This is a genomic window from Shigella sp. SIG6, assembly GCF_053555815.1.
The window spans coordinates 1-20,308 of record NZ_JBQZXC010000063.1 but is presented as its reverse complement, the minus strand read 5'-3'; the positions used below and the strand labels follow the sequence as shown (position 1 = coordinate 20,308).

Here is a 20,308-nt window from a genome sequence, read left to right as displayed (position 1 = left end):
GGTCTAGGTTCAAGATTAGCCCCCGTTATGTTGTCAGGTACATACCTGCAACGTGCGGGGGTTTTCTCTCTCCAGCAACCAATGCCACCAGGGATAAAGCCCCCGCAACATTGCGCCTCACCGGAACCCTTCCGGCTTAATTTCTTTATTTGCAATAGTTGCAGTTCATATCCGGGCTGACTCCAGACTGGTAGTGAAATGCGCAATTTTGTAGAATTGCGCCTCCTCGCGACCTCCCCAGTGAATCTGTTGCCTCATTTTTTACATACTGCGTATTCGACTTCTCCACCTGTTGCGCAAGAGAAACTGGGTTTATTCATTTTTGCGAGGCCGACTTCTTTCTGGACAGGACTTTATGCAGCACAACACACTATCGAAACACAATCAGAAATTGCCGTTTACACGCTACGACTTCGGCTGGGTTTTATTATGCATAGGCATGGCGATTGGTGCCGGAACCGTGCTGATGCCAGTACAAATTGGCTTGAAGGGAATTTGGGTATTTATTACCGCAGCGATCATTGCTTATCCTGCCACCTGGGTAGTGCAGGACATTTATTTAAAAACCCTTTCTGAAAGCGATTCCTGTAATGACTACACCGATATTATCAGTCATTACCTGGGGAAGAACTGGGGAATTTTCCTCGGGGTTATCTACTTTTTGATGATTATCCACGGGATTTTTATCTACTCTCTCTCCGTGGTTTTCGACAGCGCCTCGTACCTGAAAACCTTCGGTTTAACCGATGCCGATCTTTCACAATCTCTACTTTATAAAGTCGCTATTTTCGCCGTACTGATAGCGATTGCGTCTGGTGGTGAACGATTACTGTTTAAGATTTCTGGGCCAATGGTGGTGGTCAAAGTAGGGATTATTGTCGTGTTCGGTTTTGCGATGATCCCGCACTGGAATTTCGCCAATATAACCGCCTTCCCGCAAGCCTCCGTCTTTTTCCGCGATGTCCTGCTTACCATTCCATTTTGCTTCTTTTCTGCGGTATTTATTCAGGTACTTAACCCAATGAATATTGCCTATCGTAAACGGGAAGCAGATAAAGTACTGGCAACCCGGCTCGCGCTGCGTACCCACCGAATTAGTTATATCACGCTCATCGCGGTGATCCTGTTTTTTGCCTTTTCGTTTACCTTCTCAATTAGCCACGAAGAAGCCGTTTCTGCCTTTGAACAAAATATCTCGGCACTGGCACTGGCCGCGCAGGTGATCCCTGGACATATCATTCATATCACCTCTACGGTGCTGAATATCTTTGCCGTACTGACCGCATTCTTTGGCATTTATCTCGGTTTCCACGAGGCTATTAAAGGCATTATTCTCAATCTGTTAAGCCGAATTATTGATACCAAGAAAATTAACTCACGCATGCTGACTCTGGCGATCTGCGCTTTTATCGTCATTACGTTGACGATTTGGGTTTCGTTTCGTGTATCAGTGCTGGTGTTCTTTCAGTTGGGAAGCCCGTTATATGGCATTGTGTCGTGCCTCATTCCGTTTTTCCTGATCTATAAAGTCGCACAACTGGAAAAACTTCGCGGATTTAAAGCCTGGCTGATTCTGCTTTACGGCATTTTGCTATGCTTGTCGCCACTGTTGAAGCTGATTGAGTAAACCGGAGCGCATGGCCCCGGTTTTGTGAGTTAACGCTGCGGATTTTCATCCTGATCAACAGCAAAACAAGCTACCAGTTGACCTCCGTAGTCTTTTAGCTGCGGCTGCAACTGGGTGCAGGGGCCGAAGCGCCGACGACAGCGGGCGTTGAAGGCGCAACCCGGCGGAGGATTCAGCGGGCTTGGCAGTTCACCGGTGAGTTTGATGCGTTCACGACGATCGTCCGGGTTCAGGCGTGGCGTCGCGGAGAGCAGCGCCTGGGTGTACGGATGGCGCGGGTTATTGAAGATTTGGTCCTTCGTTCCTTTCTCCACGCAGCGGCCTAGGTACATCACCATCACTTCATCAGCAATGTGCTCCACAACCGACAGGTCGTGGGAGATAAAGACATAAGAAAGCCCCAACTCCTGCTGCAAATCCATCATCAGATTCAGCACCTGCGCACGCACTGAGACGTCCAGCGCAGAAACCGGCTCATCGGCAATCACCACATCCGGGTCGAGCATCAGACCACGGGCAATAGCGATACGCTGACGTTGTCCGCCGGAAAACATGTGCGGATAGCGGTCATAGTGCTCGGTTTTCAGGCCGACTTTTGCCATCATCGACAGGGCTTTTTCCCGACGCTGTTCTTTGCTTAAGCTGGTGTTAATAAGCAGCGGCTCTTCGAGAATTTGCCCAACTTTCTTACGCGGATTCAGCGAACCGTAGGGATTCTGGAAGACGATCTGGATTTTCTGCCGACGCAGCTTCTGCGCCTGCGGATCGTGCTTGAGCAGATCCTGCCCCTGATAATACAGCTCGCCGCCGGTGGGCATTTCGATCATCGTCAGCAACCGACCGAGGGTCGATTTACCGCAGCCAGATTCGCCCACTACTGCCAGCGTTTTGCCACGTTCAAGGTTAAACGAAACGCCGTCCAGCGCCTTCACCAGACGTTCCGGCACGAACATGCCTTTCTTCACCGGATAATGTTTTTTCAGGTCGATAGCCTGCAACAGCGGTTGTTGCGAGGTGGCCTCTTGCGTACTCATAGTGTGGGCCTCCCGGCATCATCAAGTGGGTAATGGCATTTGGACTGACGCCCATCAGCGAGCATATTCAGCGCCGGTTCTTCAGCGCGACATCTGTCAGTGGCATAGGGGCAGCGCGGGTTAAGCAGGCAGCCGTTCGGGCGGTCATACTTGCCGGGAACAACACCTGGCAACGACGCCAGACGTTCTTTGTCCTGAGCAAATTCTGGCAGCGCACGCAGCAATGCCTGAGTATACGGGTGACGCGGCGCATGGAAGATGGCGTGTGCATCGCCCGTTTCTACTACCTGACCTGCATACATCACAATGATTTTATGCGCAGCTTCCGCCACCAGCGCCAGGTCATGGGTAATTAACACCAGCGCCATGTTCTCTTTCTGCTGTAGCTCCAGCAGTAGTTCGATGATTTGCGCCTGAATGGTCACGTCCAGCGCGGTGGTCGGTTCATCGGCAATCAGCAGTTTTGGCCGACAGGCAATCGCCATGGCGATCATCACGCGCTGGTTCATGCCGCCGGAAAGCTGATGCGGGTAAACATCCAGACGCGAAGCCGGATCGGGAATACCGACCTGATTCAGCAGGTCAATCGCCCGCTGACGGCGGGTACTTTTGTTGCCGCCCTGATGCACTTTAATCGCTTCCATAATCTGGAAACCCACGGTGTAGCACGGGTTAAGGCTGGTCATCGGGTCCTGGAAGATCATCGCCACTTCGGCACCCACCAGGTTGCGGCGCTCTTTTTCTGAGATACGCTGCAAATCCTGGCCGTTAAACTCCAGTTTTTCTGCCATTACGCGGCCCGGATAATCAATCAGCCCCATAATCGCCAGTGAACTGACCGACTTACCGGAGCCGGACTCACCCACAATCCCGACCACTTCGCCCTGTTTTACGCTGTAGCTGATGCGGTCTACGGCGCGGAACGGTGCGCTTTCGTCGCCGAAATGCACCGATAATTTATCTACATTTAATAACGCCATCTCGAACCTCTTACTGCTTCAGTTTGGGATCGAGCGCGTCACGCAGACCGTCACCCATCAGGTTAAATGCCAGCACCGTCAACAGGATCGCCAGACCAGGGAAGGTCACGACCCACCAGGCGCTTTGCGCGAACTGCAACACGTCGGAGAGCATGGTGCCCCACTCAGGCGTTGGCGGCTGTGCCCCCATGCCGAGGAAACCAAGAGCAGCCATATCGAGAATGGCGTTAGAGAAACCGAGCGACGCCTGAACAATCAGCGGCGCAAGGCAGTTCGGGAAGATGTTAATAAACATCTGGCGCATCGCCCCGGCACCTGCCACGCGAGAGGCGGTGACGTAATCGCGATTCACCTCCACCAGCACGGCGGCGCGGGTTAAGCGCACATAGTGCGGCAAGGCAACGAAGGTCAGCGCCAGCGCGGCGTTACCAATCGACGGGCCGAAAATCGCCACCAGCACCAGTGCCAACAGCAGACTTGGCAGCGCCAGCATGATATCGACCACGCGCATGATAATGTTATCAACTAGGCCGCCGAAGTAACCGGCGATCAGGCCGAGAATAACGCCCATAATCAGCGACAACACCACCACCAGACAGCCAACCAGCAGCGATAAACGCGCGCCGTACATCAGCCGCGACAGCACATCACGACCGACGTCATCGGTGCCCAGCAAGTGTGCCATACTGCCGCCTTCCTGCCAGGCTGGCGGGGCGAGCAGCGCATCGCGGAACTGATCCGCCGGGTTATAAGGCGCAATCCAGTTGGCAAAGATCGCGATGAACAGCACGATGGCGACGTAAACCAGCCCGACGACCGCGCCTTTGTTGCGTTTAAAATAGTGCCAGAACTCCTGTAACGGGGTCATCGGCACCGGTGCGCTAATCACTTTATTTTCAGTAACCTGTGACATGATGTCCCCTTACTTCTTATGACGAATACGCGGGTTCACCACGCCGTACAGCAGATCGACCAGCAAGTTGACGAGGATAATCATCGTCGCCACCAGCAATACGCCGCCCTGCACTACCGGATAGTCGCGGCGTTGCAATGCGTCAATCAACCAGCGCCCCAGACCGGGCCACGAGAAGATGGTTTCGGTCAGAATCGCCCCCGCCAGCAATGTTCCCACCTGGAGGCCGATAACGGTCACTACCGGCAGCATCGCGTTACGCAGCGCATGGACGATAATCACCCGCATGCGGGTTAGCCCTTTGGCGCGCGCGGTGCGGATGTAATCCTCGCCCAGCACTTCCAGCATCGAGGAGCGTGTCATACGCACAATGACCGCCAGCGGAATAGTACCCAGCACAATGGCGGGCAAGATCATATGGGCGACGGCATCGATAAAGTTGCCGTCTTCACCCCAGATGGCGGTGTCGATTAGCATAAAACCGGTTAACGGATTGGAGTCATCGAGGAACACCATATCGCTCACGCGACCGGAGACGGGCGTCAGGTTCCAGTGCACCGAAACCAGCATGATCAGCATCATGCCCCACCAGAAGATCGGCATCGAGTAGCCGGTCAGCGCCAGGCCAACTGCAGTGTGATCGAAAATGGAACCGCGTTTAACCGCAGCCAGCACACCAACCGGAATACCGACTGCCGTAGCAAAAATCATCGCGCAGACGCCAAGTTCCAGCGTGGCCTGAAAGCGCGGCACGAACTCTTCCCATACTGGAATTCGGCTTTTCATTGAAATGCCTAGATCGCCGTGCATTACGCCCCAAATGTAATGGAGATACTGCTGCCACATCGGTTTATCTAAGCCGAGTTCAGCCAGCAGCTGCACGTGACGCTCAGGGGAGATCCCACGTTCGCCTGCCATGATCATCACCGGATCGCCCGGGATCATGTGGACAAAGGCAAATGTGAGAAGGGTAATACCGATAAACGTGGGGATGACGAGTCCCAAACGTCGGAGAATAAACTGCAACATAACCCGGATTCTCTATAGTGACCCGCAGCCTGGAACTGCGTGTCTGTATTGCTCACAAATCAATTCCCGCCCTTGTCGGACAGAGAATGAAGTATTGCTGCCGGATGGCGCTGCACGCAGAGGCACAGCGCCACCGGGTATACAGATTGTTGACAAAGTGCGCTTTGTTTATGCCGGATGCGGCGTTAACGCCTTATCCGGCCTACAAAATCGTGCAAATTCAATACATTGCAGAATTTTCGTAGGCCTGATAAGCGGAGCACATCAGGCAGTTTTGCCTTTGCCATCAGTCTTGTATGGCTTTTAATTATTCGATAGAGACGTTTTCGAAGTGATGTTTGCCTAATGGATCAACCACATAGCCTTTGACTTCTTTGCGTACCGGTTCAAACACGGTGGAGTGAGCGATGATCAGTGCCGGAGCCTGATCGTGCATCACCACCTGCGCTTGCTTGTACAGTTCAACGCGTTTGTTATGGTCGTCGGTAGCACGCGCCGGTTGAATCAGATCTTCAAACGGTTTGTAGCACCATTTTGAGTAGTTAGAACCTTGTTCAGAGGCGGCGCAGCTGAACAGGGTGGCGAAGAAGTTATCCGGGTCCCCGTTATCGCCAGTCCAGCCCATCATTACCGTCTGATGTTCGCCATCTTTCGCACGCTTGAGGTACTCACCCCATTCGTAGGTGACGATTTTGGCCTGCACGCCCACTTTCGCCCAGTCTGCCTGAATCATCTCCGCCATGCGGCGAGCGTTCGGGTTATACGGACGTTGTACCGGCATCGCCCACAGGTCGATGGAGAAACCTTTTTCCAGACCCGCTTCTTTCAGCAAGGCTTTCGCTTTTTCAGGATCGTAGGTGTAATCCTGAACGTCGTCGTTATAGCCCCACATGGTTGGCGGGATCAGGTTTTTCGCTGATACACCCGCGCCCTGATAAACCGCTTTGATGATCGCGTCTTTGTTCACCGCGTAGGTCAGTGCCTGGCGAACTTTCACGTCATCCAGCGGTTTTTTCTGCACGTTATACGAGAGGTAGCCGACGTTCAGCCCCGGCATTTCCATCAGGTTGATGGATTTATCCTGCTTCATGCGAGCGATGTCTGCCGGGTTCGGGTACGGCATCACCTGGCATTCATTCTTCTGCAATTTCGCGTAACGCACGGAAGCATCAGGGGTAATAGAGAAGACCAGCGTATCGATCTGCGGTTTGGTGCCCCAGTAGCCATCAAACGCTTTGTAGCGGATACGGGAATCTTTTTGGTACTGCTGTAACTGGAACGGACCGGTTCCGATTGGGTTGAGGTCCAGTTTTTCCGGTGTACCGGCTTTCATCATCGCGTCAGCATATTCTTTTGACAGAATAGAGGCGAAGTCCATTGCCAGGTCAGCGAGGAACGGCGCTTCCGGTCGAGTCAGCACAAACTGAACGGTGTTATCGTCCACCTTTTTCACTTCGCTGATCAGCTCCGGCAAGCCCATACCTTCGAAGTATTCGTAGCTGCCGCCAGAAACTTTATGGTACGGGTTTTGCGCGTTTTTCTGACGATCGAACGAGAACACCACGTCATCGGCGTTCATTTCGCGCGTCGGTTTGAATTCTTTATTGTCGTGCCACTTCACACCTTTACGCAGATGGAAGGTATAGGTTTTACCGTCTTCGCTGACTTCCCACTTTTCAGCGAGGCCCGGGATCACTTCGGTGGTGCCGATTTTAAATTCAACCAGGCGGTTATAAAGCGGGACGGAAGAGGCGTCATAGGTGGTGCCGGAGGTAAACAGCTGCGGGTTAAACCCTTCCGGAGATCCTTCTGAGCAATAAACCAGAGTTTTAGCCTGAACACTTGCTGCGACGGTCATAGCCACCAGGCTGAGACCAAGCTTCAGCATCCCTGACTTTTTCAAGGAAATACGCATTATTCTGCTCCAATTGTGATGTTTGTTGTTTTAACCCTTTGCAGTGGGTTGTCGCTGCCTGACCTTTTTTGTTTTTTGCCCGGTCGGGTCAACGTTATGAGGTGGGGATGCCGTACTAATTAACATCAGTGTAACAGTGCGGATCCTCCATAAAATGCCCCTCGTGACCTACAATCTGTCAACAGAATGTGAAAACGTCAATACAGCCAACCGGGATTTACACCAACGGTGAGAATCCACAAACAAAGATTAAAAAAACTTCAAACAGCTATTTGCAGCAGAGAAATTTGTGCTACTCCAACATAACCAGAACAATCAGCTTAATATTTAGCAACATTTGGTGATTAAGTTTTATGCATTTAATGAAAAAAATCTGAGGAAAAGGTGGATATCTGAGCGATTAATACCATGAACGCTAAAACGCACAGCGGAAAATGCCAGCGCCAGCCATAAGTAACGCAAAAAAGATTTAAGCAAATATAAAAAAAGACAATGGTTTCTGTCACAAATCCGTTAATGGATAGTGAGATATGGGGCGCAAAGTTGGCAGGAAAATGTGTGGTGTGTTGGTCGAATAAGGCGGTCGCGCCGCATCCGACAATAAGTGCGGTGCCGTTGCCTGATGCGACGCTGGCGCGTCTTATCAGGCCTACGTCGAGTCGAGCCTCCCTGCCCCCGGAGGTTCTCATCCTCATGAGCTACAAATGCAAAAAAACCTGCTCGTTGAGCAGGCTTTTCGAATTTGGTCGGTGATAGAGGATTCGAACCTCCGACCCCTTCGTCCCGAACGAAGTGCGCTACCAGGCTGCGCCAATCACCGAATGCGGGGCGCATCTTACTGCGCAGATACGCCCTCGTCAATCCCTTAATAGCAAAATGCCTTTTGATCGGCGAGAAAGTCAGCAGGCCGCTTAGTTAGCCGCTGCCACTTTTGTCTGCGGGATGTGACACCAGTTGTTGTTTTCGTTAATTCCACCATCCGGTGAAGTATAGCCAAGACAACCCATGATGGTGTCGTACAGCTCTACGTGACGGCGTGGCACTTTCATGTCGGCTTCTTTTTTCAGCTGCGCAAACGCCTGCGCATTGGCCGGATTTTCCAGATATTTATCTGACATCCAGACCATCATCGGTACGCGGAACTGCTCCGGCGGTGCCAGTTCACGCGGCGTGCCGTGCAGGTGCTCGCGTTCATTAATTGACTCACCGTGGTCAGCTGCGTAGAACACAATCGCTTTCTTATCGCGAACCTGATCAATCACGCTGGAGATAAAGTGATCCACATAGGTCACCGAGTTGTCATAGGAGTTGATCATCTGCGCTTTGGTACAGCCGCTATCAACACCAATACATTCCGGCTTCCACTGCGCGAAGCTACGCGGATAACGCTGGGTGTAGTTAAAATGCGAACCTTTGGTATGCAGAATGATCAGATGCTTACCATCCGGGTTGCGCCCTAGCGATTGCTGCATTTCGTCTACCAGCAACATATCATCTACCGGCTTGCCACGATTACGTGGCTCCGCACCAATCTGCTCACGATAAGCAATGTTGTCTGCCATCGTGTTGCTGTAGAACCACATTTCGCTCTGCATAGCGTAGAGGTCAGAACTGAATCCTAACTGCTTCAGAACCGCGAAAATGTTCTGTTCTTTTAATGTGCGCTGCGGATTATCTTCCGTGCCCCCCTGACGTACAAACATGCAACGCAGTGAGAGTTTGGTTGCGGTATCACAGGAGTAACCACGGAACGCCGCCAGATTTTTCTCCTGGGCCAGTTTCGGCGTGGTATTACGCTCATAGCCGAAAATACCCATATGGTCCCAACGCGTGGTTTCACCGATGATAAACACGACATAAGTATCATCAACGTTTTGTGGAGCCTGGTATGTAAACTTCTTCGCCGGATTAAGCAATGAATTATTATCGGAAGATTCATCGACCCGCGCCCAGGCATACAGCCCCAACGCAGAAAGCCAGTTTGATGGCAGATAAGAGTTCGCTACGACACCGCCATAACTCGGCAAATCAACGCCGGTCGCCCTCTCCACTTTCTTCTGCTGGATATCCAGCAAACGAATCGGTGCCCAAACCATAATACCCGCCAGTACGACGACCACCAGGCTGCGAATACGCTGCCTTGGGGTTCGCAGTTGTCGGAGCAAGGTGTAGCGACAGCGGTTATTCCAGATAAGGATAAGAGGCAATGCACTAACGGCGATTAACCAGAGAATAAAGTTCAGACCAACAACTTCTTTTGACAGGTCGATATCGGTGGTCATGACGGAAGCGATGATGCCATAACCAATGACCACATTAAGGAAGGTCATGTAATAGCTGGCACCTGCGGAAAAGAGCACCACCAGCGACGCCAGAATACGCCAGCTGCGGCGGCCAAACAGCGATAGAAGACGTAGTAAAAAGAAGGTCACCAGTACGGTGGCGGCCAGTTCAACAACAGCAGAAACGCCTTTCCAGACGGTAAAATCGTGCGCATAGCTGCCGAAGCGGCGATAAAAAACCGCGCCATTCATAAAAAGGCCAATATAGATTGCAAGCAAAAAGCTCAGCTTCTGCTGTGTAATCGATTTGATGTATCTCATGCAAACAAACCCTGGACAAACAGGTGATAACACCCTGCTTAGCGGCTTTTCAGGCCCGGCAGGGGAAAAGTGCGGAGGTAGTCAGATAAGTAAAATCTACACGCGCGAATAAGTAGACCACAGCAAAGCGAAAAAGTGTGGGGAAAGAGTGTGCATGAAGCACAAATTTACAAAAATGCAAGTTTGAAAAGAGACTTTAGCGTTACAAAAAGCAGTAAAAAGGGCCAGTTAACTGGCCCAAATTTTACGAGTCATTGTTTATACATTTCGTTGATGCGTTTGATGCACACGGAAGCTGAAGCCCAGTAGCTCGCGGCTGAGCATTAAAGGGAGCCATGCGCCTCACGCAACATTTTCTGCTCTGGCTGACGAATCGTCGTAGAAAGCGCCAATGACAGAATCAGCAGGGCGAAAATCACGTAGAAGGTCACATAGAAACCGCCAAACAGTGAGGCGATAATCGAACCAAAAATGCTACCGATACCGAAACCGAGGTAAATCACACCGTAGTTTTTCGCCAGGTTATTGAGGCCGAAGAACTCACTGACCAGTGATGGAAAGACGGTAATAGTGCCGCCAAAGTTAAATGCCACGCAGGCAATCGCTGCAAAGAACGTCACTGCATTTAATGGTGCAAACAGCAGGGCCGCCATACCCACCAGCGAAATCACCTGACCAATGGTGATAACACGGATACGGGCAATTTTGTCAGACAGAATGCCCAGCACCAGACGACCTGAAAGGTTAGCGATGGAAATAACCGTTACTGCATTGGCTGCGGAAACCACATCAAGGTGTGCCAGACTTTGGGCGATATCTTTCGCTACCCCAATCACGTACAGGCCGCTCATGCAGGCAGTCAGGAACATTACCGCTAACATCCAGTACTGCGGTTTACGCATCGACTCTGCCAGCGTGTAATCTTTCTCCACCACACCATTGCTGGTTTTCACTTCCTGTTTTGGTGCGTCTTTCATTAACGTTGCGCCGAAAACAATCATCACCAGCGCAATCGCTCCCCAAATCACAAAGGTTTTTTCCAGACCCACCGTTTCGAGCAGCTGCGTGTCGATAAATTTGAAACCCAGGCTACCCAGACCATAAGAACCGATAGCGAACGCGGAGATCAGACCTTTACGCTCCGGGAACCACTTCACGCAGTTAGAGAGCGTCAGCAGGTAACCCGCGCCATCCGCCAGACCGACCAGCACACCGGCGCTTAACCACAGCATCATCAGGTTGTTGGAATGCGCGGTCAGGAAGAAGCCTAATCCCAGCAAAATGCCGGAAGCCACGGTAACGCGTTTAACGCCAAAACGTTCCTGCAATTTGCCCGCAACAGAAGACGAAATTGCCAGCTCCAGACTTAACAAGCCGAAAGAGAAAGCGACCTGGCTTACCGGCGCATCCAGCTTGGCAGAAAGCGCGCCATTAAACAGGCTCCAGGTATAAACCGACCCCAGCGCAAACTGGGTAATGATAGTACCGATGAGTGTCAGCCAGCGGGTACGCTGATAATTTAAAGGTGTCATGGCAGTATTCCTGCAGTAATAAAAAGGAAAAATCTCTGCCGACAACCATAACGAAGTGCATTTTATGCCTGGGGAAAAACGGAATGAAATGCCTTAGTTCAGGAATGAATGACGCGACAATTATTCACCAAATTTATTATTTGGTAAGTTAGCACCCACTATCGCCACAACTGTTGTTATTCAATGGTTTCAATTGTGACTGTTACGTTAAAATCTGGCGCTAACCCCCATCGTATACAGATAGTCGCTATTATTAGTGGTATTTTCTGCCTGAGTTAGCGCAGCATAGGCGGCAATATTTTGATTGAGCAACATATCAGCGCCTACGGTGACATCCAGCCAGTTGCCGTTCTGGTTTGTCGCCGTCATCCGGCTCAGGCCTGATTGCGCCTTCCAGATATTCTCGCCAAATTGCTGGTTATAGCTGATTTGCGCCCAGGGTCGGAGATCGCCAAGCCGGGAGTCAACACGCCAGCCTAAGCTACTCACGCTGGCATGCCATAACGGATCGGTCAGCGTGGTAGTACTGTCGCCAAACTCGTTATACATCGAGGTGGTTGTGCCATCGTAATGTAATGCCGCGACCGGGCCGGTTGTAACCTGTTCATATAAAGGAAAATTCCAGCCCATACTCATACTGCTGGTCACATCCACAGGAGTTTCTTCCGCCAGATTGACTTCCAGTCCCAGCGCCCTTTGGCTACTTTGAATACGTTGCGACAAAATATCGTTGTAATCAGGTTGATGATCACTATCCCAGGTGTAACGCTCTGTGGAATGTCCGGGTTGCGTATCAACGATATATTCTTGTTGCCAGGCGTAAGCTGTGTTGAGAAAAAAGGCACTGATTACCACGCTCGCCAGCAGGCTTAGCTGCCAGCGACCACCGCTTTTTTATGATCATTAACACGACTCCAGGGAAGAGCCGAATTCGGCAATATTGTTGTCATTGTATGAAGGATATCGGGCATAGTAGCCCTGTATTAAATATTGACTTTTTCACCGATGCGTCAAGAAAAGCGGCTGAAATTTTTACGATCGGGTACATAGCGAGGGAAAGTATGGAACGTTGCGGCTGGGTGAGTCAGGACCCGCTTTATATTGCCTACCATGATAATGAGTGGGGCGTGCCTGAAACTGACAGTAAAAAACTGTTCGAAATGATCTGCCTTGAAGGGCAGCAGGCTGGGTTATCGTGGATCACCGTCCTCAAAAAACGCGAAAACTATCGCGCCTGCTTTCATCAGTTCGATCCGGTGAAGGTCGCAGCAATGCAGGAAGAGGATGTCGAAAGACTGGTACAGGACGCCGGGATTATCCGCCATCGAGGGAAAATTCAGGCAATTATTGGTAATGCGCGGGCGTACCTGCAAATGGAACAGAACGGCGAACCGTTTCCCGACTTTGTCTGGTCGTTTGTAAATCATCAGCCACAGGTGACACAAGCCACAACGTTGAGCGAAATTCCCACATCTACGTCCGCCTCCGACGCCCTATCTAAGGCACTGAAAAAACGTGGTTTTAAGTTTGTCGGCACCACAATCTGTTACTCCTTTATGCAGGCATGTGGGCTGGTGAATGATCATGTGGTTGGCTGCTGTTGCTATCCGGGAAATAAACCATGATTCGGGAAGCGCAACGTTCAGAACTCCCCGCGATCCTCGAACTGTGGCTGGAAAGTACAACCTGGGGGCATCCCTTTATAAAAGCGAATTACTGGCGTGACTGCATTCCGCTGGTGCGGGATGCCTATCTTGCCAACGCGCAAAACTGGGTCTGGGAAGAGGACGGTAAGCTTCTCGGTTTTGTCAGCATTATGGAAGGCCGATTTCTGGCAGCAATGTTTGTCGCACCGAAGGCCGTCAGACGCGGTATTGGTAAGGCGCTGATGCAGTATGTGCAGCAGCGCTATCCCTATCTGATGCTGGAGGTTTATCAAAAAAATCAACCGGCGATAGATTTTTACCGTGCGCAGGGTTTTCACATTGTCGATTGCGCATGGCAGGATGAAACCCAACTACCCACCTGGATTATGAGCTGGCCGGTGGTTCAAACGCTGTAAGTGTCAGTTCCGGACCGTTGTATTTTTCCAGCCATGCCAGCGCCGTATTACCCGCACAGCCATTCCCCAGCCGCGAGCTGGGGAGATCTTTGGTCAGCACGTTCACTGCGCCGTTTTTACAAATACCGTCAGCGGTTAAATCCAGATCCGGCCATGCCCCTTCGTGAATGCAAATCACGCCAGGTTTAATTCCCTCGCTAATGACCGCTCCGGCAAGGATCTGCCCACGGGAGTTCCACACCCGCACCATATCCCCTTCGGTTATGCCGCGCGCCTGAGCATCGTCAGGATGAATGGTGACAGGCTCACGGTTTGCTACCGCGTACAATTCGCGCAGAGAACTGTAATTCAGCTGGCTGTGCAGGCGGTGCGCCGGATGGGCAGAAAGTACCTGCAACTGTTCTGGTTCGGCATTGCCCTGCCATTCGTCCGGCTCCAGCCACATTGGATGCCCAGGGCAATCCGGGTAACCGTAATCGGCAATACGCTGTGAGAAGATTTCAATCTTGCCGCTGGCGGTTTTTAACGGATGCGCCAGCGGATCGCGGCAAAAATCAGCGAAGCGAATAAACCGCTCGCTGTCCGGGTTTTCCGGCATCTCAATTAACTGGTTGGCTTGCCAGAACTCAGCAAATGGCGGCAATTCAACCTGCTGGCTTGCCCCGCGCTGCCGGGCAACGTTATAAAACGTTTCCAGCCATTGCAGCTGACTTTTTCCTTCCGTAAACCGCGCATAGCCGCCCTTCTCCCAACGTTCACTCAACTCGGCAAAAACATCAAAATCATTACGCGCTTCATAGCGTGGCGGCACCACTTGCTTCATCGGCACCAGATGCTGATTACTGTAATCACCGGTCATGGTGAGATCATTACGCTCAAAAGAGGTAGTCGCAGGCAGAACGATATCCGCGTGTTTCGCCGCCGCCGTCCAGAAGCATTCAGAGATCACCACCAGCTCCGGTTTTTGCCAGGCACGGATCAGACGATTGGTATCCTGATGATGAGTAAAGTTGGCACCGCCCGCCCACCAGATAAAACGAATATCCGGGAAATGTCGGTTCATACCGTTGTGTTGATATGCGCCACCAGGGTTTTCCAGTGCTTCAACAATGCGGGCAACAGGGATTTTATCCACCGCATCGCAGCCACCCGGCAAGCTGCCCTGCATGGAAGAGAGCACCGCAGAACGCCGCGTGGGGTTACCACCATTGGCAAAATGGTAAGAAAGACCAAAACCGCCGCCGGGTGTGCCGATTTGCCCCAACATTGCTGCCAGCGTGACGATCATCCAGTGTTTTTGCTCACCAAACTGTTGGCGCTGCATTCCCCAGCCTGCCATCAGCATGGTGGTATTTTGGTGGAAAATAGCCGCCAGCTCGCGGATTTTCGCTGCGCCAACACCACAAATCTCTGCCGCCCATTCGGCGTTTTTCGCTATTCCGTCACTCTCGCCCAGCAAATAAGAGGCGAAGACGGCATAACCTGTGGTGCAACGCGCCAGAAACGCTTCGTCGTGCCAACCATTTTCCACCAGCGTATGGGCGATCCCCAGCATCAGCGCAACATCGGTGCCCATGTGCGGTGCCACCCACTCCATTTTATCGCCAAAGAAATCGACGGTTTCCGATCGCATTGGATCAATGCAGATCAGCTTTTTCCCACTGTCACGCAGTGCGGAAAAGTAAGAAAGCCCCTGCTCATCGGATGCATTCCACGCAATTTTCAGCGTATTGAGTGGGTTAGCACTCCACAACACCACGACATCGCTATGTTCCAGCACCAGCGGCCAACTGGTTTGCTGTTGATAAACTTCGCTGCCACCTACGACATACGGCATGATCGCCTGTGCCGCACCGGTCGAATAATCCCCCAGATGCCCGGTATAACCGCCTGCCAGCGCCATATAGCGTTGTAATAATGTCGAGGCCTTATGCAGCACGCCGTTTGAACGCCAGCCGTAGGAACCAGCAAAAATCGATGCCGGACCATAAGCCTCACGAATGCGTTTATGTTGTTGGTGAATAAGATCCAGCGCCTCATCCCAACTCACGCGAACAAATTCATCCTGCCCACGAATGCCTTGCGGGTTTTCCGGTGACGCGAGAAAGCCTTTGCGCACCATTGGAAATCGTACCCGCGTATTGCTGTGAACCTGGTCGCGAACCGCGCTCTGCAAGGAGTTTTCCATTCCTGTGGCTAACGCGCCACGCGAGCTAAACACGGTTTCGCCGTCGGTTTCAACCAGCATGGGCCCCCAGTGGGCGGCAGTCAGAACGGAATATCGTGAGGATGAGTTGTCCAAACCGAAGACTCCTGAAAGGTTAGATGTATTGAGCAGTTAAATATTACTTACAAATTTCCGAGTATTCCCAGGAATAATCTTCATGTTCACGCGGCATAATCTCCCGCCACGGAACCCGTGGCAAAGAATAAAAAGGTTATTAAGGATTAACAATGAAGAAACGTGTTTATCTTATTGCCGCCGTAGTGAGTGGCGCTCTGGCGGTATCTGGCTGCACAACTAACCCTTACACCGGCGAACGCGAAGCAGGCAAATCTGCTATCGGCGCAGGTCTGGGCTCTCTCGTGGGCGCGGGTATTGGTGCGCTCTCTTCTTCGAAGAAAGATCGCGGTAAAGGCGCGCTGATTGGCGCAGCAGCAGGCGCAGCTCTGGGCGGCGGCGTGGGTTATTACATGGATGTGCAGGAAGCGAAGCTGCGTGACAAAATGCGCGGCACTGGTGTTAGCGTAACCCGCAGCGGGGATAACATTATCCTCAATATGCCGAACAATGTGACCTTCGACAGCAGCAGCGCGCCCCTGAAACCGGCAGGCGCTAACACCCTGACCGGCGTGGCAATGGTGCTGAAAGAGTATCCGAAAACGGCGGTTAACGTGATTGGTTATACCGACAGCACGGGGGGGCACGACCTGAACATGCGTCTCTCCCAGCAGCGTGCGGATTCCGTTGCCAGCGCGTTGATCACCCAGGGCGTGGACGCCAGCCGCATCCGTACTCAGGGCCTTGGCCCGGCTAACCCAATCGCCAGCAACAGCACCGCAGAAGGTAAGGCGCAAAACCGCCGTGTAGAAATTACCTTAAGCCCGCTGTAATCCCTTTCATGCCAGGTGATGCAGAAATCACCTGGCATTCTTCAGTTTTCCTTCATCATATTTCAGGCTAAGGTGATCGCCTTATCAGTGAATGGAGAGAAGCATGAAGCCGTCCGTTATCCTCTACAAAGCCTTACCTGATGATTTACTGCAACGCCTGCAAGCGCATTTCACAGTTCACCAGGTGGCAAACCTCAGCCCACAAACCGTCGTTCAAAATGCAGCAATTTTTGCAGAAGCTGAAGGTTTACTGGGTTCAAACGAGAATGTAGATGCCGCATTGCTGGAAAAAATGCCGAAACTGCGTGCCACATCAACGATCTCCGTCGGCTATGACAATTTTGATGTCGATGTGCTTACCGCCCGAAAAATTCTGCTGATGCACACGCCAACCGTATTAACAGAAACCGTCGCCGATACGCTGATGGCGCTGGTGTTGTCTACCGCTCGTCGGGTTGTGGAGGTAGCAGAACGGGTAAAAGCAGGCGAATGGACCGCGAGCATAGGCCCGGACTGGTACGGCACTGACGTTCACCATAAAACACTGGGCATTGTCGGGATGGGACGGATCGGCATGGCGCTGGCACAACGTGCGCACTTTGGCTTCAACATGCCCATCCTCTATAACGCGCGCCGCCACCATAAAGAAGCAGAAGAACGCTTCAACGCCCGCTACTGCGATTTGGATACTCTGTTACAAGAGTCAGATTTCGTTTGCCTGATCCTGCCGTTAACTGATGAGACGCATCATCTGTTTGGCGCAGAACAATTCGCCAAAATGAAATCCTCCGCCATTTTCATTAATGCCGGACGTGGCCCGGTGGTTGACGAAAATGCACTGATCGCAGCATTGCAGAAAGGCGAAATTCACGCCGCCGGGCTGGATGTCTTCGAACAAGAGCCACTGTCCGTAGATTCGCCGTTGCTCTCAATGGCCAACGTCGTCGCAGTACCGCATATTGGATCTGCCACCCATGAGACGCGTTATGGCATGGCCGCCTGTGCCGTGGATAATTTGATTGATGCGTTACAAGGAAAGGTTGAGAAGAACTGTGTGAATCCTCACGTCGCGGACTAAGCCGCGACTGCGTGAAGTAAAGCCCGATAATCGCTCGGGCTTTTACTCTTTATTGGGTTGCAGTAACTGCTGTAGTCCAGGCCTGATTAAACGCCTGATGTTGTGCCGGTAATGGCGCAATCAGTTTGTTATATTCACTTGCCTGCTGTGAAGTCGGGAACTGGATGCCATTTGCGACAAAGCTCACCTGAGTACCTTGCTGAGCAATGTAGTCTCCAACCATCACCAGTTGTTGCGTGAAAGTTTGTGCCGCCGGAATCAACGGTTGCAATGCATCAGCTGGCGTCGTTACCACTTTGGTGAATGCCTGATCAAATACCGGTTTCAGGTCATCGCTCTGTTTTAGCGCAGAGTGCGCAGCATCGGCCTGCAACTTCGCATTTTGCAGTTGTTGCGCCAGCACACCCAGCGAACCATTCATTTCACGCAGCGGACCGCTTTGCGTAACGTAATCCTGCGGTACGCGAATTGCGTTAACGCTGTCTACGACCGGGCGCAGACCGGAATCCATCGCCTGATTCACCTGCTGAGAATAACCATACAGAATCGCGTAATCAGAGACAAAAGGACCAAACTGTTTTTTCTGATCGGCAGTCAGGGTTGGTAGACGTTCACCGCTACGCATCACTGTATTCTGCAGGAAGTCGATAAACGCTTTACGCTGATCGCCTTCTTTATCAAAACACCCACTCAGGCTAACTACCATTAATAACGCCGCAAGAGGCGCAAACCAGCGAGAGCAGGACTTTCCTGTCGCCATTTTCTTACTCCTTTCACCCAAAAAAAGCGCACAACGACACACGCGTGTCTGACGTGACAAGGATAGTCTAGGACAGGCTTGCAGGATACCCTTTCTACGTAATCTTCCTGGTAAAATCATGGAGAAAATGAAACAAGGTTAATTTGTTGTTTCATTGTTAAAAAATGATAGTGCCGTTGCCTTTTTTGTAGCCAGAGATTTACGCCTTCGCAGAAGGTTAGATTTGCGAAATCTTTACAAAACAGGAGTGATAAGAGATATATCGGCATTTATCAGATCGTTAGGTGGCTATAAGTCACGCTAAATGACAGGCTGAATCGAATCATAGCCAGAGCATGCCCTGACTTCACTCCGCTGTGTCTGCTTTTCCCGACTATTCTTAATGAGCTTCGATGCAATTCACGATCCCGCAGTGTGATTTGAGGAGTTTTCAATGGAATATAAAGATCCAATGCATGAGCTGTTGAGCAGCCTGGAACAGATTGTTTTTAAAGATGAAACGCAGAAAATTACCCTGACGCACAGAACAACGTCCTGTACCGAAATTGAGCAGTTACGAAAAGGGACAGGATTAAAAATCGATGATTTCGCCCGGGTTTTGGGCGTATCAGTCGCCATGGTAAAGGAATGGGAATCCAGACGCGTGAAGCCTTCAAGTGCCGAACTAAAATTGATGCGTTTGATTCAAGCCAACCCGGCATTAAGTAAGCAGTTGATGAAATAGACTTTTATCCACTTTATTGCTGTTTACGGTCCTGATGACAGGACCGTTTTCCAACCGATTAATCATAAATATGAAAAATAATTGTTGCATCACCCGCCAATGAGTGGCTTAATGCACATCAACGGTTTGACGTACAGACCATTAAAGCAGTGTAGTAAGGCAAGTCCCTTCAAGAGTTATCGTTGATACCCCTCGTAGTGCACATTCCTTTAACGCTTCAAAATCTGTAAAGCACGCCATATCGCCGAAAGGCACACTTAATTATTAAAGGTAATACACTATGTCCGGTAAAATGACTGGTATCGTAAAATGGTTCAACGCTGACAAAGGCTTCGGCTTCATCACTCCTGACGATGGCTCTAAAGATGTGTTCGTACACTTCTCTGCTATCCAGAACGATGGTTACAAATCTCTGGACGAAGGTCAGAAAGTGTCCTTCACCATCGAAAGCGGCGCTAAAGGCCCGGCAGCTGGTAACGTAACCAGCCTGTAATCTCTGCTTAAAAGCACAGAATCTAAGATCCCTGCCATTTGGCGGGGATTTTTTTATTTTTTTTCAGGAAATAAATAATCGATCGCGTAATAAAATCTATTATTATTTTTGTGAAGAATAAATGTGGGTGCAATGAGAATGCGCAACGCCGTAAGTAAGGCGGGAATAATTTCCCGCCGAAGACTCTTACTCTTTCAATTTGTAGGCTAAAAACGCCGCCAGCTCATAACTCTCCTGTTTAATATGCAATTCACACAGTGAATCTCTTATCATCCAGGTGAAAAATAAAAGCGTGAAACAAATCACTATTAAAGAAAGTAATCTATATTTCTGCGGCATTCCCAGCCCCCTGTGTTGATTTCCAACGAGTAAGAGGCTAACCTTATGGTGTTCAGGCATAGGGTAGCCTCACTTTGTACTGACCCCAAAAAGTTGGACAGTTAA

General features: G+C 51.1%; 19 protein-coding genes and 1 tRNA gene. 8 read left to right on the top strand and 12 right to left on the bottom strand.

From position 1 onward, the window contains the following. Nucleotides 1-355: 355 nt before the first annotated feature. A complete protein-coding gene (locus ACUU1M_RS11960; protein WP_005072070.1) occupies nucleotides 356-1,627 on the top strand; it encodes an aromatic amino acid transport family protein in 1,272 nt (423 codons plus the stop codon). Between the two features lie 29 nt (nucleotides 1,628-1,656). On the opposite strand, the gene dppF is transcribed toward ACUU1M_RS11960, so the two are convergent. From dppF to ACUU1M_RS11915, 9 genes are all read right to left on the bottom strand, one after another. Then, nucleotides 1,657-2,661 (bottom strand): dipeptide ABC transporter ATP-binding subunit DppF, encoded by a 1,005-nt coding sequence (dppF, locus tag ACUU1M_RS11955; RefSeq protein WP_152028882.1) that lies wholly within the window; start codon nucleotides 2,659-2,661, stop codon nucleotides 1,657-1,659. Beyond that, a complete protein-coding gene (gene dppD / locus ACUU1M_RS11950) occupies nucleotides 2,658-3,641 on the bottom strand; it encodes a dipeptide ABC transporter ATP-binding protein (protein WP_152028883.1) in 984 nt (327 codons plus the stop codon). The genes dppF and dppD overlap by 4 nt, the downstream gene beginning before the upstream one ends. A 10-nt stretch (nucleotides 3,642-3,651) precedes the next feature. After that, nucleotides 3,652-4,554 carry a dipeptide ABC transporter permease DppC gene (dppC, locus tag ACUU1M_RS11945; protein ID WP_000084666.1) on the bottom strand — a complete coding sequence of 301 codons (903 nt, stop codon included), beginning with the start codon at nucleotides 4,552-4,554 and terminating at the stop codon, nucleotides 3,652-3,654. 9 nt (nucleotides 4,555-4,563) lie between these two features. After that, a complete protein-coding gene (gene dppB / locus ACUU1M_RS11940) occupies nucleotides 4,564-5,583 on the bottom strand; it encodes a dipeptide ABC transporter permease DppB (protein ID WP_000938867.1) in 1,020 nt (339 codons plus the stop codon). Nucleotides 5,584-5,890: 307 nt separating this feature from the next. Then, the gene (gene dppA / locus ACUU1M_RS11935; protein WP_001222888.1) at nucleotides 5,891-7,498 is read right to left on the bottom strand and encodes a dipeptide ABC transporter substrate-binding protein DppA; all 1,608 of its coding nucleotides are present in this window, start codon (nucleotides 7,496-7,498) and stop codon (nucleotides 5,891-5,893) included. 743 nt (nucleotides 7,499-8,241) lie between these two features. Continuing rightward, nucleotides 8,242-8,318: transfer RNA gene (locus ACUU1M_RS11930), tRNA-Pro, on the bottom strand. Between the two features lie 91 nt (nucleotides 8,319-8,409). Next, on the bottom strand, nucleotides 8,410-10,101 hold the full coding sequence (eptB, locus tag ACUU1M_RS11925) for a kdo(2)-lipid A phosphoethanolamine 7''-transferase (RefSeq protein ID WP_001269241.1): 1,692 nt from the start codon (nucleotides 10,099-10,101) through the stop codon (nucleotides 8,410-8,412). A gap of 323 nt (nucleotides 10,102-10,424) precedes the next feature. Next, nucleotides 10,425-11,633, bottom strand: a complete 1,209-nt coding sequence (locus tag ACUU1M_RS11920; RefSeq protein ID WP_000188236.1) for an L-lactate MFS transporter — start codon at nucleotides 11,631-11,633, stop codon at nucleotides 10,425-10,427. Between the two features lie 207 nt (nucleotides 11,634-11,840). Further along, on the bottom strand, nucleotides 11,841-12,500 hold the full coding sequence (locus tag ACUU1M_RS11915) for an autotransporter outer membrane beta-barrel domain-containing protein (RefSeq protein ID WP_094185497.1): 660 nt from the start codon (nucleotides 12,498-12,500) through the stop codon (nucleotides 11,841-11,843). A 194-nt stretch (nucleotides 12,501-12,694) separates the two neighbouring features. Here ACUU1M_RS11915 and tag point away from each other — a divergent pair, with 194 nt between their 5' ends. Then, on the top strand, nucleotides 12,695-13,258 hold the full coding sequence (tag, locus tag ACUU1M_RS11910) for a DNA-3-methyladenine glycosylase I (protein ID WP_000438956.1): 564 nt from the start codon (nucleotides 12,695-12,697) through the stop codon (nucleotides 13,256-13,258). Next, nucleotides 13,255-13,695, top strand: a complete 441-nt coding sequence (locus tag ACUU1M_RS11905; protein ID WP_000617480.1) for an N-acetyltransferase — start codon at nucleotides 13,255-13,257, stop codon at nucleotides 13,693-13,695. The genes tag and ACUU1M_RS11905 overlap by 4 nt, the downstream gene beginning before the upstream one ends. Here ACUU1M_RS11905 and bisC read toward each other — a convergent pair. Then, a complete protein-coding gene (bisC, locus tag ACUU1M_RS11900; protein ID WP_024260018.1) occupies nucleotides 13,664-15,997 on the bottom strand; it encodes a biotin sulfoxide reductase in 2,334 nt (777 codons plus the stop codon). The genes ACUU1M_RS11905 and bisC overlap by 32 nt on opposite strands. A 152-nt stretch (nucleotides 15,998-16,149) precedes the next feature. Here bisC and ACUU1M_RS11895 point away from each other — a divergent pair, with 152 nt between their 5' ends. Further along, entirely contained in the window at nucleotides 16,150-16,809 is a 660-nt protein-coding gene (locus ACUU1M_RS11895) for an OmpA family lipoprotein (RefSeq protein ID WP_000747619.1), read from the top strand. A gap of 103 nt (nucleotides 16,810-16,912) precedes the next feature. Continuing rightward, entirely contained in the window at nucleotides 16,913-17,887 is a 975-nt protein-coding gene (gene ghrB, locus ACUU1M_RS11890; protein WP_000804997.1) for a glyoxylate/hydroxypyruvate reductase GhrB, read from the top strand. Nucleotides 17,888-17,936: 49 nt separating this feature from the next. Here the strand turns inward: ghrB and ACUU1M_RS11885 are convergent, their stop codons facing one another. Further along, nucleotides 17,937-18,647 (bottom strand): DUF3053 domain-containing protein, encoded by a 711-nt coding sequence (locus ACUU1M_RS11885; RefSeq protein ID WP_000190516.1) that lies wholly within the window; start codon nucleotides 18,645-18,647, stop codon nucleotides 17,937-17,939. A 433-nt stretch (nucleotides 18,648-19,080) separates the two neighbouring features. Here ACUU1M_RS11885 and ACUU1M_RS11880 point away from each other — a divergent pair, with 433 nt between their 5' ends. The 3 genes from ACUU1M_RS11880 to ysaE all read left to right on the top strand — a co-directional run bounded on the left by ACUU1M_RS11880 (nucleotide 19,081) and on the right by ysaE (nucleotide 20,074). Continuing rightward, nucleotides 19,081-19,371, top strand: a complete 291-nt coding sequence (locus ACUU1M_RS11880; RefSeq protein ID WP_005077766.1) for an HTH-type transcriptional regulator — start codon at nucleotides 19,081-19,083, stop codon at nucleotides 19,369-19,371. Between the two features lie 280 nt (nucleotides 19,372-19,651). Continuing rightward, nucleotides 19,652-19,864, top strand: a complete 213-nt coding sequence (cspE, locus tag ACUU1M_RS11875) for a transcription antiterminator/RNA stability regulator CspE (RefSeq protein WP_000014594.1) — start codon at nucleotides 19,652-19,654, stop codon at nucleotides 19,862-19,864. Between the two features lie 138 nt (nucleotides 19,865-20,002). After that, nucleotides 20,003-20,074, top strand: a complete 72-nt coding sequence (gene ysaE / locus ACUU1M_RS11870; protein ID WP_214282303.1) for a protein YsaE — start codon at nucleotides 20,003-20,005, stop codon at nucleotides 20,072-20,074. On the opposite strand, the gene hokA is transcribed toward ysaE, so the two are convergent. Continuing rightward, complete coding sequence (gene hokA / locus ACUU1M_RS11865; protein ID WP_001135734.1) at nucleotides 20,051-20,203, bottom strand: type I toxin-antitoxin system toxin HokA; 153 nt, start codon at nucleotides 20,201-20,203, stop codon at nucleotides 20,051-20,053. The genes ysaE and hokA overlap by 24 nt on opposite strands. Nucleotides 20,204-20,308 lie beyond the last annotated feature (105 nt).